The sequence below is a fragment of the Lactobacillus sp. ESL0677 genome (assembly GCF_029392875.1).
Taxonomy (GTDB): domain Bacteria; phylum Bacillota; class Bacilli; order Lactobacillales; family Lactobacillaceae; genus Lactobacillus.
Window position 1 is genome coordinate 772,482 of record NZ_CP113946.1, and the last position, 12,150, is coordinate 784,631.

At 38.2% G+C, this 12,150-nt stretch carries 14 protein-coding genes and 1 other RNA gene; 14 read left to right on the forward strand and 1 reads right to left on the reverse strand.

Annotation, left to right across the window (positions count from 1 at the left end; genetic code table 11):
* Nucleotides 1-170: 170 nt before the first annotated feature.
* From OZX76_RS03695 to OZX76_RS03760, 14 genes are all read left to right on the forward strand, one after another.
* Nucleotides 171-899, forward strand: a complete 729-nt coding sequence (locus OZX76_RS03695) for a YebC/PmpR family DNA-binding transcriptional regulator (protein ID WP_277134054.1) — start codon at nt 171-173, stop codon at nt 897-899.
* A 115-nt stretch (nt 900-1,014) separates the two neighbouring features.
* Nucleotides 1,015-1,989 carry a competence type IV pilus ATPase ComGA gene (gene comGA, locus OZX76_RS03700; RefSeq protein ID WP_277181065.1) on the forward strand — a complete coding sequence of 325 codons (975 nt, stop codon included), beginning with the start codon at nt 1,015-1,017 and terminating at the stop codon, nt 1,987-1,989.
* Nucleotides 1,967-2,959 carry a type II secretion system F family protein gene (locus OZX76_RS03705; RefSeq protein ID WP_277181488.1) on the forward strand — a complete coding sequence of 331 codons (993 nt, stop codon included), beginning with the start codon at nt 1,967-1,969 and terminating at the stop codon, nt 2,957-2,959. Before comGA ends, OZX76_RS03705 begins: the two co-directional genes overlap by 23 nt.
* Before the next feature lie 10 nt (nt 2,960-2,969).
* On the forward strand, nt 2,970-3,317 hold the full coding sequence (gene comGC, locus OZX76_RS03710) for a competence type IV pilus major pilin ComGC (protein ID WP_277134058.1): 348 nt from the start codon (nt 2,970-2,972) through the stop codon (nt 3,315-3,317).
* Nucleotides 3,301-3,729 (forward strand): prepilin-type N-terminal cleavage/methylation domain-containing protein, encoded by a 429-nt coding sequence (locus OZX76_RS03715; protein WP_277181067.1) that lies wholly within the window; start codon nt 3,301-3,303, stop codon nt 3,727-3,729. Before comGC ends, OZX76_RS03715 begins: the two co-directional genes overlap by 17 nt.
* Nucleotides 3,719-3,997, forward strand: coding sequence for a hypothetical protein (locus OZX76_RS03720; RefSeq protein WP_277181069.1), 279 nt, complete (start codon nt 3,719-3,721; stop codon nt 3,995-3,997). Before OZX76_RS03715 ends, OZX76_RS03720 begins: the two co-directional genes overlap by 11 nt.
* A complete protein-coding gene (locus OZX76_RS03725; RefSeq protein ID WP_277181071.1) occupies nt 3,981-4,484 on the forward strand; it encodes a ComGF family competence protein in 504 nt (167 codons plus the stop codon). Before OZX76_RS03720 ends, OZX76_RS03725 begins: the two co-directional genes overlap by 17 nt.
* Before the next feature lie 185 nt (nt 4,485-4,669).
* The gene (locus OZX76_RS03730; RefSeq protein WP_277181073.1) at nt 4,670-5,674 is read left to right on the forward strand and encodes a class I SAM-dependent methyltransferase; all 1,005 of its coding nucleotides are present in this window, start codon (nt 4,670-4,672) and stop codon (nt 5,672-5,674) included.
* Nucleotides 5,675-5,716: 42 nt separating this feature from the next.
* Entirely contained in the window at nt 5,717-6,901 is a 1,185-nt protein-coding gene (locus OZX76_RS03735; RefSeq protein ID WP_277181075.1) for an acetate kinase, read from the forward strand.
* Nucleotides 6,902-6,960: 59 nt separating this feature from the next.
* Nucleotides 6,961-7,328, forward strand: a transfer-messenger RNA (tmRNA) gene (gene ssrA / locus OZX76_RS03740).
* Between the two features lie 327 nt (nt 7,329-7,655).
* Entirely contained in the window at nt 7,656-8,624 is a 969-nt protein-coding gene (gene manA, locus OZX76_RS03745) for a mannose-6-phosphate isomerase, class I (protein WP_277181077.1), read from the forward strand.
* 27 nt (nt 8,625-8,651) lie between these two features.
* Nucleotides 8,652-9,047, forward strand: a complete 396-nt coding sequence (locus OZX76_RS03750; RefSeq protein WP_277181079.1) for a hypothetical protein — start codon at nt 8,652-8,654, stop codon at nt 9,045-9,047.
* Nucleotides 9,044-9,775, forward strand: coding sequence for a response regulator transcription factor (locus OZX76_RS03755; protein ID WP_277181081.1), 732 nt, complete (start codon nt 9,044-9,046; stop codon nt 9,773-9,775). The genes OZX76_RS03750 and OZX76_RS03755 overlap by 4 nt, the downstream gene beginning before the upstream one ends.
* Nucleotides 9,772-11,223, forward strand: coding sequence for a HAMP domain-containing sensor histidine kinase (locus OZX76_RS03760; RefSeq protein ID WP_277181083.1), 1,452 nt, complete (start codon nt 9,772-9,774; stop codon nt 11,221-11,223). The genes OZX76_RS03755 and OZX76_RS03760 overlap by 4 nt, the downstream gene beginning before the upstream one ends.
* 47 nt (nt 11,224-11,270) lie before the next feature.
* Here OZX76_RS03760 and OZX76_RS03765 read toward each other — a convergent pair whose 3' ends face one another.
* Nucleotides 11,271-12,131, reverse strand: a complete 861-nt coding sequence (locus OZX76_RS03765) for an SPFH domain-containing protein (protein WP_277181085.1) — start codon at nt 12,129-12,131, stop codon at nt 11,271-11,273.
* Between the last annotated feature and the right edge of the window lie 19 nt (nt 12,132-12,150).

The following is a 12,150-nucleotide window of genomic DNA, read 5'->3' on the forward strand; positions in this document are numbered from 1 at the left end:
CTGACTAGTCCCAAAATAAAGATATTTAGTTAGAATAATCTTAAAATAATTTAATTTGAGAATAATTTTGGTAAAAAGTTAGCTGAAATTGCTGCTAGTATTGAATTTTGTGCTGCTGTGAGTTAAGATTATTATCGTTAATAACTACAAATAAAGAAAGAAGGATTCTTATGTCAGGACATTCAAAATGGCACAATATTCAAGGCCGCAAGAATGCGCAAGACGCTAAGAGAGGTAAAATTTTCCAAAAACTATCTCGTGAGATATATATGGCTGCAAAGAATGGTGGTCCTGACCCCTCAGGGAATCCTAACTTGCGGATGGTAATGGATAAAGCTCGTGCTAACAACATGCCTAAGACTAACATTGACCGTGCACTCAAAAAGGCTGAAGGAAATTCAGACGAGCACTACGATGAGATTACTTATGAAGGCTATGCACCTGGCGGTGTTGCTGTTTTTGTTGAAGCTTTGACTGATAACAAGAACCGGACAGCTTCTTCAGTTCGTGTTGCTTTTACGCGTAATGGTGGTTCACTTGGTGCTACTGGTTCAGTTGCTTATATGTTTGACCGTAAGGGTTACATTGCAATTGACCGGACAACAACTGATGCTGATGAAGACCAAATGTTACTTGACGTAATGGATGCTGGTGGCGATGACTTGCAAACTAGCGATGAAGTTTACGAGATTTACACTGATCCTAAGCAGTTAGCACAAGTTCGTGACGCTTTAGAAAAGGCTGGCTATAAGCTTGCTAACGCTGAGTTAACGATGATTCCTGAGAATACTACACCAGTACCAGAAGACAAGAAGGAACAATTTGCTAACCTTGTTGACGCCTTAGAAGACGATGACGATGTGCAAAATGTTTACACTGCCGCTGCTGATGAAGATTAGGTTTAATATAAAATAACGATTAATCACTCAATTTTTTGAGTGATTTTTTATTTATAAAAAATTTTTCACCTCTTTTGCGTATGTACTTGTAGAGCACAGGCAAAGGAGGCTTTTTATGCGGATTAAGGAAACGGTTAACTCGTTAATTGAAGAAGCAATTGCTGAACACGCTAGCGACATATTCTTCTTGGTACATGATGAGCAAATGGTGGTTAACTTACGGACAATTACTGGGATTAGTCAAAGAGCGGTATTTACGTTAAATGAAGGAAAAGAAATTATCAACTTTCTCAAATATGGCGCGCAAATGGATATTGCTGAACATCGTAGGCCGCAGGTTGGGGCATTGACATATGATTACCATCAAGAAAAGTATTATCTGCGTTTATCGAGCATTGGCGATTTTACCGGTTGTGAAACGCTTGTGTTACGGATTATTTATCAAGTGCAGTCGGGCCAGTATTTTTTGCCTAAGCAAATTGAAAAATTAACGCAGTTAGCTAAACGGCGCGGCTTAATTGTCACAAGTGGACCCACTGGCTCTGGTAAAACCACGACGATGTATAAGTTGGCGCAAGCTGTTGGGCAGGAAAAAATGGTGATGACAATTGAGGATCCAGTTGAAATCCACCAAGCATCATTTTTACAAACTCAGGTTAATGATGAAGCTGAAATTAGTTATGCGCGATTACTAGAAGCAGCTTTGCGTCATCGTCCGGATATATTAATTATTGGTGAAATTCGAAATGCCCAAACGGCACGGTTAGCAGTTGATGCTGCGCTAAGCGGACACCTCGTGCTAGCGACTGTCCATGCTAAGAGTACACTGCAAACAATTTCACGATTAGAGAGCTTGCAAATTAATCAAAATGAGCTAAGTAACTGTTTAACAGCCGTTTCTTACCAACGACTCTTGCCAACAGCAAACGGCTTTTCATGCTTACTCGATATTGCCAGTGGACAAGACTTGCAGGATAGTATTGAGCAAACTCAACGAGGAAATTTTGTTAAGTGGACGGATAATTTAGCAGAACTGAAACAGCGAGGTGAAATTAGTGCGCCAATCTATGAACAATTTCAAGAAGGGTAAGTTGACGGGCCAAGAGCAGCTAGCCTTTCTTGATTATTTACAAAATAGCCTGGCCAATGGCTTTTCTCTTAGCACCAGTTTGGAATTAATGCCGATATTATGGTCAAAACGTAAGAAAATGCTAACAGGGTTAAGCAAAAGAATGACTTTGGGCGCCAATTTAGGTCAGGAAATGTGGCAACTGGGTTTTAGTAAAACAGTTGCTACACAAGTTGAATTAGCAATGCAGCAAGGAAATTTGCTTGATTGCTTATCACAGCTAGCTACGCTGAATCGCTTGAAAAATGAACAAGTTAAGAAGCTGAAAACGGAAATGTCATATCCAGTGGTGTTAGTCGTAATGATGGTTGCATTGCTTGTTTTTATGCAGACCTTTGTATCAAGTCAGTTTTCGTCTTCTAACGAGCATACAGGTGACGTCTTGCTGGTAGGCATACTGGGGTTAGGTCTGCTATTTCTCTACTATTTCACGCAAGTCCTAACTCTTTTACGTAAGCAAGATTACCATTCACTAAAAAAACTAGCGCATTACCCAATTATTGGTGCAACAGTCAAAGTGTATGTCAAATATCTTTTAGTTTATGATATTGGCTTATTGGTTGCGAGTGGATTTTCCTTGCAAAAGATGTGTCAGTATGCAGCTAATCAGGAAAAAGGGTCACTGCAGCAGTATCTTGGTGCTAAGGTAAACCGAAAGTTAGCCAAGGGCAAGAGTTTGCAGGAGATTATTAAGCAGGAATTATTTTTGCCAGATGAATTAGTAATTTTGCTTGAGACGGGATCAACTAAGGGCGATTTAGGTAATCGCTGTTTACTACTCGGACAAACATTATTTACAGATTTAACTAGTAAAATTGAAAAATTAATCGTTAATGTTCAACCAGTTTGCTTTATTTTGATTGGATTGTGCATTATCGGGATGTATTTAAAGTTGTTGCTGCCAATGTATGCCATGATGCAGCAGATTTAAGGAGATTATGATGAAGAAAAAGTTTAAACAATATTTATTAAAGATTTTAGCTAAAAGTCGGAAGGCACAAGGCTTTACATTGATTGAAATGGTCGTGGTTATTGCCATTATTGTATTGCTGCTCTTGATTATTGCACCTAACTTGACCAAGCAAAAACAGAGTGCGGCTGATCGTACCGAAGACGCCTTTAAGACAACCTTGCAAACGCAGGCCGATCTTTATGAAGAGGACAAGGACCGTAAGGGTAAAGATATTACTTTCCAAAATATGTTTGAAGATGGTTATTTGACCAAAAATCAACTTGATAAGTCCAAAAATTATACGGTAAATAATGGTGTGGTTGAAAAAGGCAATTAAAGTTAAATTTTCTGGCTTTACATTAGTAGAAATGATTGTGTGCTTAGTGATTGCACTCAGCTTAGTGATGCTTGGAACTGTCGAAATTTCCGCATATCGCCAGCAGCTAGTTCTCAATAATACTACTAAAGAAATTAAAAGTTCTATTGAGCAAGCGGCGCGGTTCAGTACGATTAAACATGAGTCAGTTACAATAATATATCAGCCGGATACAAAGATACTTACTTTTAAAGGGCGTGGCTTTTCTCAAAATATCCAAATCGCTTCAACAATTACTATCTATGGTCTTAAGAGTACAATGCTGATTACAAACGATGGAATACTAGCACCCAAAACTATTACTATTGATGATGGTCAACATTCACAAAAAATAAAGTTACAAATGCTTTGGGGGCGAGCAATTGAAGAATAAATTTCGATTAAAGGGCTTTTTACTGGCAGAAAGTGTGGTGGCACTTGTTTTAGCAGTAATGGGTGTTACTCTAATTGCGTTAATCGTTAGCAGCAGTATGGTAAATGAGCACCAAATCGAGTTAAAGACAGACCGAACTTATGCTTGGCATGTGCTGAAAGAAAGCAATTTAGATAAGATTACTGTTCATGATCGTGTTTATCAACCTCTAGGAGCAAAAAGCGTCTATGATACAACAGACAAGAAAACTTATGAAATTAAGAACTAAGGGCTTTATGTTGGCCGAAGCTATGTTTGCCGTTTTTATAACTTTATTGGTTGTTTTAATGTTGCAAAATTTGTTAAAAAGCATGACTTTAGCCAACAAAGTTGAGCATCATACCGACGATGTAGTTTTTTCTTATGTGCAATTCAACCGCTTTTTACATGATAGTCATACTAAATTGGCCTATGTTGATGTCGCTGCTTCCACGACAAAAAAGGCAAAAATTGTAAAAGTAGACCAAGATAATAATGAAAATATTTATTGGTTAACTTTTTATAAAAATATGATTCGGGCAACAACTATCGAAGGTGGACATATGCCACTTTTATTGAATATTAGTAATGCGAAGTTTGTGACCCACTCACAGCAGCTGAAGATTATGGTGACAGAAGATGATGGCCGCCAGTCTGAATTATATTTTAAATTAGCCAAGCAGCCGGAAAAGAAGGCAAAAAATGAACAAGCTAAAAAAGCAAAAAGTAAAAGCTAGTGCGTTACTTAGCAGTGTTTTGGTATTAATTACCTGTCTATTGTTCCTGCAATTTTATCAGGAAGTTTACCGTTTCAGTATGGAAAGCGACTTGCTATTAATTGAATATCTAGTCAACAATTGATTTGCTTGCACCGATAACCTGCTTTCTATTAAAATGGTAAGGAAGATAAGGGGAATTAAGCATGGATAAAATTGAAGAACTTTTTAATAAATTTTTGGACTGTGTTAAGTGTCTGCAGGATAGCTTAAATGTTACTTTTGGTGAGGCTTTAACCGAAACTTTTGATAATCTTGAAACAGGTAAGATTAAGGTTGAAATGGGTGCCCCAGATAAGGATACGGTTGCTAAGTTAAGTCAAAAATATGCTGCACTGGATTATGATCATTTAGCGCAGAAGGATAAGGTACAAATTTTTACTTACCTAGTCCTTAAAGCAATCAATGAAGACGAATTAGACGTCAATCAAATGCCGACACCACCAGCTATTGCCACAATTATTGCAATGTTGATGAAGAAGTTGCTGCCGGCAGACAAGGACTTGACAATTGTTGATCCAGCAGTTGGTACTGGTAGTTTGCTTTATGAAGTCGTTAACCAACTGAAAATGGCTAACCATTCTAAGCTAAATTATAAGCTAGCTGGAATTGATAACGACGAGGAAGTGCTGAACTTCGCTGATGTTGGCGCTCATTTAAATGGGATTAAGATTGACTTGTATTGCCAGGATGCTCTTAGTCCTTGGCTACTTGAAAGTCCAGAAGCAGTAGTTAGTGATTTGCCAATTGGTTATTATCCAATTGATGATAATGCAGCTAATTTTGCAACAAAGGCTGAAAAAGGACATTCATTTGCACATCTTTTGTTTATTGAGCAAATTATTAAAAATCTGCAGCCTGGAGGCTATGCCTTTTTGGTTGTACCCAAATCAATACTTTCTGGTAAAGTTGGGGCTGACTTTATGCCGTGGCTAGCTGAAAAGGTCTTCTTGCGGGCGATTGTTGAGCTACCGGACAACATGTTTCAGAATAAATTTAACCAAAAATCAGTTTTGGTATTTCAAAATCACGGCACTGGTATTAGTAGCAGTGAGGTTTTGCTCACAAAGTTAGACTCAATTAAGAAGCAAGAGGAGCTAATTAAGCTTAATGTTAAGCTAAATGAGTGGTATACTAATAACATTCATTAATTTGTGAAAATACAAAGTTACATGTATGGAGGAATTTTATTTATGAAAAAAGTTTTAGCAATCAACTCAGGTAGCTCTTCTTTTAAGTATAAGTTATTTGCTTTACCAGAAGAAAAGGTATTAGCAGAAGGCCTTGCTGACCGTGTTGGGATTGATGGCTCATCATTTGAAATCAAATTAGCCAACGGTGAAAAACACAAGGAAGAAGTAGCTATTCCCGATCAAGAAACAGCCGTTAACCTGTTGCTTAAAGCATTGGAAGATTACAAAGTTATCTCTGATTTAAGTGAAATTGCTGGTGTTGGTCACCGTGTTGTTGCTGGTGGGGAAGAATTCTCAGATTCAGTAATCGTTGACAAGGACAAATTACAAGCAATTTATGACTTAAAAGAATATGCACCATTGCATAATCCAGCTGAAGGTAAGGGAATTGAAGCATTTATGAAATTGCTTCCGGAAGTACCAGAAGTTGCTGTTTTTGATACTTCATTCCACCAAACTTTGGATCCAGTACACTACATGTACTCGATTCCTTATAAGTATTATCAAGAATACGGTGTACGTAAGTACGGTGCTCACGGTACTTCAGTTCGTTATATTGTTGGTCGTGCTGCTGAAATGCTTGGCAGAGATGCCAAAGATTTGAAGATGGTAGTTTGCCACCTAGGTTCAGGTGCATCAATTACTGCTGTTAAGAACGGCAAGTCTTACGACACTTCAATGGGCTTCACACCACTTGCAGGTATCACAATGGGTACACGTTCAGGTGATGTTGATCCTTCAGTTTTGCAATACATTATGAACAAAGACAACATTGATATTAACCAAATGATTAGTATTTTGAATGACAAGTCAGGATTACTTGGTATTTCTGAAATTTCTTCAGATATGCGTGACTTGGAAGACAATGCTGACAAGAAGGCTAACTTAGCTCGTGAAATCTTTGTTGACCGTGTAATTCAATACGTTGGTTCATACGTTGCTGAAATGGGTGGCGTTGATGCGATTGTCTTCACTGCTGGTGTTGGTGAACACGACAGCAGCGTTCGTGAAAATGTTATGAAGGCTTTTGAATTTATCGGTTTGGACCCAGACTTTGAAGCTAACAAGTCTAATGGTGAGAAGTTTATTTCTAAAGACGGCTCAAAGGTTAAGGCAATGATTATCCCAACTGACGAAGAATTGATGATTGAACGTGATGTTGTTCGTTTAGCTCATTTGAACTAATTAATTGAACTTTTTAATCGTTTGTTGATGTGAATTATGCTATAATTAGAGAGTCTCAAGGGGATGTTTTGGGATTCGACAGGCGTAGATTCGCATTGACTGCGATTTGTAGGTCACGTCTACATTAAAACGTCACAGAACTTTAACTGCAAATAAAGAAAATTCTTACGCATTAGCTGCTTAATTTAGCACTTATGCCTTGCCTAACATTGGATTACTCACGTCTAGTAGTAGGTATCAAATTAGTGAGTTACGTTTAACTACCTCATCTGAATAGTTAAAAAGAGTCCTAAACAGGTTAGCTAGTCCATCCTAGCTCTGTTATATGGCGTTTTGGACTAGTGAAGTTCAAGTAATATAACTATGATCGTAGAGGTCAGTGACGGAATGCGTTTGGACAGGGGTTCAATTCCCCTCATCTCCACTGTATAGATAAGAAGCCTTGATTTATCAAGGCTTCTTTTAGTTTTGATGGTAATTTTACATGATTAAATATTTGAAGTCCTGATTGAACTAATGGTTTCTTTTCTGTTGGAGTTGTTAATGTGGCCGTAAATGTCCGTTGTCATTTCAATTGTTTCGTGTCCCATTAACATCTGAACTGTTTTTGGCTTAACTTAATGATATTGGTTAATTTGGATGGTGTTTTACATTTACACATGAAAATCTATATAATAAGTCACATAATAAAGATTTAATAAAAATATTCCTTTTTTATCCGATAAAAGTTTAAACTAAACATGAGGTGATTAGAGTGGAACCAATATTTTTAACACCGTATTTCAGACCGAAAATCTGGGGTGGGAGAAAACTACAGACAATTTTTAATTATGATATTCCAGCTGGCAAGGTAGGCGAAGCATGGATTATTTCTGGATATAAAGATGATGCGTCGCTGGTTAGTCAAGGCCCATTGAAGGGGCAAACTTTGCGGCAAGTATATCATGAACATCCGGACTTATTTGGCAATCCTAAGGAAAAAGAGTTTCCATTATTAGTTAAATTTTTAGATGCTAATGATAACTTGTCAGTGCAAGTTCATCCTGATGATGAATATGCTAGAAAAGTGGAGAATGACAGTGGCAAGACCGAGAGCTGGTACGTTTTACAAGCTGATCCAGATTCATATTTAATTTATGGTCATACTGCTAAGACGCGTGATGAATTAGCCGATATGATTCATCAGGGGCAATGGGACAGGCTCTTACGTAAGGTGCCGGTCAAGGCTGGCGACTTTTTCTATGTTCCAGCGGGAACAATTCACGCTTTAACTAAAGGAATTATGGTAATTGAAACCCAGCAATCTAGCGATGTTACTTACCGGCTGTATGATTATGACCGAGTTGATGAAAAGACGGGCAAGCAACGTGAGCTGCACACACAGAAGTCGATTGATGTTACCACAGTGCCACATGTTGATCCAAAAATTGACGTTAAAGTAACTAGCGAGCAGGGAGCTACTATTAAAACTTTAGTTGAGCCGCCATTATCGCCACATTTTTATTTATGGCAAATTGATTTAGATGGTCAGTGGCAAACTAGCTTGAACGGTCACCCTTACCTGTTAGTTTCGGTTATTAAAGGAGCGGGACAACTGCAAGTTGGCGCTCAGGCTTATACGCTAAAGGTTGGTACTAATTTCATTATTCCTAATCAGATGAAAGACTTCTCGTTCATTGGTAAAATGAAAATGGTAATGTCTGCTCCTGCTAAGCAGAATTAAAATTCATTAAAAAGGAAAATAAGAAGTATGATTTATATTGCTTGCGGTGCAATTTTACTTGTCGTCGGACTTATCTGGTTAATTAAACCAGCCAAAAAGGCTAATCCATTATATGGTTATTTGTCATACTTAGCGCACGTCAATCGAAGTAGCTTTGCTTTTGCTCAGAAAAAGGCGAGTGGATATTTTGCCTTTTTTGGCTCGCTGCAACTACTAATTGGAATTGGCATTCACCTGTTAAAGTGGGATCGGTATTTTTTAATCTGGCTATTGACATTTTACTTCTTTATTTTGTTTCCAATTGTTGCGACCGAAAAAAGTTTGAAACGGTTTTTAATTAAACGCAATGAGTTGCCACCAGATTATATTGATCCAGATAAAGTCAAGCACGAAAGAACTAAAGGATTTAGGGATCGAAAATGAAATTAAAAATTTTGATGGTTGAAGATGATAGTTCTGTCGCTGAAATGATGGGAATGTTTTTTGCTAAAGAAGGCTGGACAGAAGATGTTGCTGTTGATGGTGTGCAGGCTGTTGAAATGTTTAAAGAACACGCTGATGAATACGACTTGATTACTTTGGATCTCAATTTGCCTAAAAAGGATGGTATTCAGGTTGCTAAGGAGATACGTGCGCTTTCGCCAATAGTGCCGATGATTATGTTAACGGCTCGTGATAGTGAGGCTGATCAGATTTTGGGATTGGGTGTCGGTGCCGATGATTATGTGTCTAAACCCTTTAGTCCGCTGGCATTAATTGCGCGGATTAAGGCATTGCACCGTCGAATTATGATTGAAGATAATCAAAGTCATCCTAAATTAGCTAAGCGAACGAGCGATTATGATGTTAATACCAAACATATCAAAATTTCCAAGGCACGTCGCGAGGTTTTATTTGATGATAAAAAGGTGGTCAATATTACGCCCAAGGAATTTGACTTGCTTTATACAATGGCACAAAAACCCAAGCAAGTTTTTTCACGGGGACAGTTGCTTGAAGCTGTCTGGGGCTATGACTATTTTGGCGAAGAACGAACTGTCGATGCTCATATTAAGAAATTGCGGCAAAAATTGGAAAAGGTTGGTGCTGATGTAATTCAAACTGTGTGGGGTGTTGGCTATAAGTTTGATGATGAGCAGGTTAAGAAATGAAGCTAATCTATCAACACTTACTTAGTTTTTTGCTAATTATTGTGACGACGGTATCAATCATTGGCTATGCCGAGATTAAATCGGTAACAGCCCAATCCTATGAGCAGAATTATCGGCGCATGGATGATTACGCTTCATCACTGGGGGAATTAGTTGCTAATGACCAAAAGAATGGCACCATCATGCTCAACTCGGAATTTTTGGATCAATTGCAGTTTGTATTACGCGGTGATGATCTCCACCTACATATTTTTAACAGTCAGGGGATGCAAATTTACCCTAAAAGTCGACGTTTGCTCCGCTTAAAAGGAAATGTTTTTGCCGCGTTAAGCCACGGTGAAGAAATTCACATTAGAAATAATAATGAAGAAAAATCGTATTTGTGTCATACGAAAAATTCGTATACGGGTGTGATTGTTCCGTGGATGAGAGGGCATAAGATTGTTGGCGCAATTTGGTTGGGTTCGCTTGTCAAAGATGTTGAGCGGCCAATTGACACAGCCAAGCGTAATTTAATTAATGCTTTAATTATCGCCTTATTTGTCGGGCTAATCATGAGCGCCATCCTGAGTTATTATTCAACTAATAAGATTAACCGTCTTTCACGCGCTATCAAAAAAGTGCGCTCTGGTAATTTTGACGTGCAGATTAAGCAGAAGGGCAATGATGAGATTGATCAGTTAGCTGCTAGCTTTAATAAGATGGTGCGGGCGTTAAAAGAATATAATCAAGAAGTCAAGTCACAGGAAAAGCGCCGCGACCAATTTATGGCTGATGCAGCTCATGAAATGCGCACGCCGTTGACAACAATCAATGGCATTCTTGAAGGATTACAGTATGATGCCATCCCAGAAGAGTCTAAACCCAAGTCAATTGACTTAATGCGTCGGGAAACTAAGCGTCTAATTCGCTTAGTTAATGAAAATTTGGATTACGAAAAGATTCGCAATAATCAAATTAATTTAAGTAAAACGCAATTTAATGCTAGCAAGGTTTTAGAAGATGTCATCATTCAATTAAAGCAAAATGCCGATAAGGCTAACGATCAGCTCAAGATAGAGGTACCATCTGAACTGCCGATTTATGCCGATCGTGACCGGTTAACCCAAATTGTTGTTAATTTGGTACAAAATGCAATTCAGTTTACTACCAATGGTCACATTTTGCTTAGTGGTCGCAGAATTACTCACGGAACGAAAATCACGGTCAAGGATGACGGGATTGGGATGAACAAGGAGCAAATGAAGTATATCTTTGAGCGCTTCTTTAAAGCTGATCCGTCACGTGCTCGGTTGGGAACGGGTGAGTCAGGGTTAGGACTAGCAATTGTTTCTTCTCTTGTTAAGCAGCATGGCGGCAAGGTTTCAGTAACTTCCGAAATGGGTCAGGGAGCGCAATTTACGATTACAATTTATGATCAAGGTTATGAACAATATTTAACTAAATAATAGATTAAAAAAGAGAACTTCAAAATGAAGTTCTCTTTTTGTCATAGTTACTTTTCTTCGGCTTGATGCCAAACTTTAGCAGCAGCTGGTAAATTACCCAAATTGGTTATTTCATCCTTGTTGACAACAATTAAATTATCAGGACCAGCAGCCAACTTATTGAAGCTGTCTAGACTTTGATTTCTAAAGTAGCCTTCGCTAGCGTCTGCCAAACTAGCTTGCAGTTGGTTAATTCGATATGCTTCAGCGTCAGCCTTAGTTTTAATTGCTTGGGCATTAGCCTTAGCCGTTGCAATTAGAGCATCGTTTTTAGCTTTAGTTGTCAGTTCAATATTTTTGGCTTCACCTTCAGCCTTTTCAATTGCGGCAATCTTTTCACGGTCAGCCGTTAGTTGCTTGTCCATGGCTTTTTGAATTTCAGGACTTGGCAGTAGTTCATCAATATTGACCCGGACAACGCGAATACCATAAATATCCGTTAAATCGCCAATGGCTTCTGCTAATTGAGTATTAATTTTACTTGTTGAACCTAGGGCCTCGTTTAAGTCCATCCGTCCAATAATGTCACGCAAATGCCCACGAATTAATTCAACCATAGATTTAACTGAATCGGTGTTGTTATAGAAGTACTTGTAAGAATCAGTTACCAGATAGTTTAAGGTTAGGCTAGTTGTAATTTCGGCATTATCTTTAGTAATGATCGAATATTTGGAAATTTCGGCGGGGAACATCGCCAAAGAAACGCGCCGCATCTTTTGAATAAAGGGAATAATGAAAACAAACCCTGCTTTAACGGTTTTAGAATACTTGCCTAAAGTTTCAATTAAACCCTCGTTATTTTGCGGAACAACGCGGCAGCCTGCAATAAAAAACACAATTAGTAAGATAATAATAATTATCAATTTCATTTTGAATTTTTCCTTTCTT

What these genes read in the sequence shown, in the direction of transcription:
- OZX76_RS03695 (WP_277134054.1), top strand. Translation starts at nt 171, where the DNA reads ATGTCAGGACATTCAAAATGGCACAATATTCAAGGCCGCAAGAATGCG.
- comGA (WP_277181065.1), top strand. Translation starts at nt 1,015, where the DNA reads ATGCGGATTAAGGAAACGGTTAACTCGTTAATTGAAGAAGCAATTGCT.
- OZX76_RS03705 (WP_277181488.1), top strand. Translation starts at nt 1,967, where the DNA reads ATGAACAATTTCAAGAAGGGTAAGTTGACGGGCCAAGAGCAGCTAGCC.
- comGC (WP_277134058.1), top strand. Translation starts at nt 2,970, where the DNA reads ATGAAGAAAAAGTTTAAACAATATTTATTAAAGATTTTAGCTAAAAGT.
- OZX76_RS03725 (WP_277181071.1), top strand. Translation starts at nt 3,981, where the DNA reads ATGAAATTAAGAACTAAGGGCTTTATGTTGGCCGAAGCTATGTTTGCC.
- OZX76_RS03730 (WP_277181073.1), top strand. Translation starts at nt 4,670, where the DNA reads ATGGATAAAATTGAAGAACTTTTTAATAAATTTTTGGACTGTGTTAAG.
- OZX76_RS03735 (WP_277181075.1), top strand. Translation starts at nt 5,717, where the DNA reads ATGAAAAAAGTTTTAGCAATCAACTCAGGTAGCTCTTCTTTTAAGTAT.
- OZX76_RS03750 (WP_277181079.1), top strand. Translation starts at nt 8,652, where the DNA reads ATGATTTATATTGCTTGCGGTGCAATTTTACTTGTCGTCGGACTTATC.
- OZX76_RS03755 (WP_277181081.1), top strand. Translation starts at nt 9,044, where the DNA reads ATGAAATTAAAAATTTTGATGGTTGAAGATGATAGTTCTGTCGCTGAA.
- OZX76_RS03760 (WP_277181083.1), top strand. Translation starts at nt 9,772, where the DNA reads ATGAAGCTAATCTATCAACACTTACTTAGTTTTTTGCTAATTATTGTG.
- OZX76_RS03765 (WP_277181085.1), bottom strand. Translation starts at nt 12,131, where the DNA reads ATGAAATTGATAATTATTATTATCTTACTAATTGTGTTTTTTATTGCA.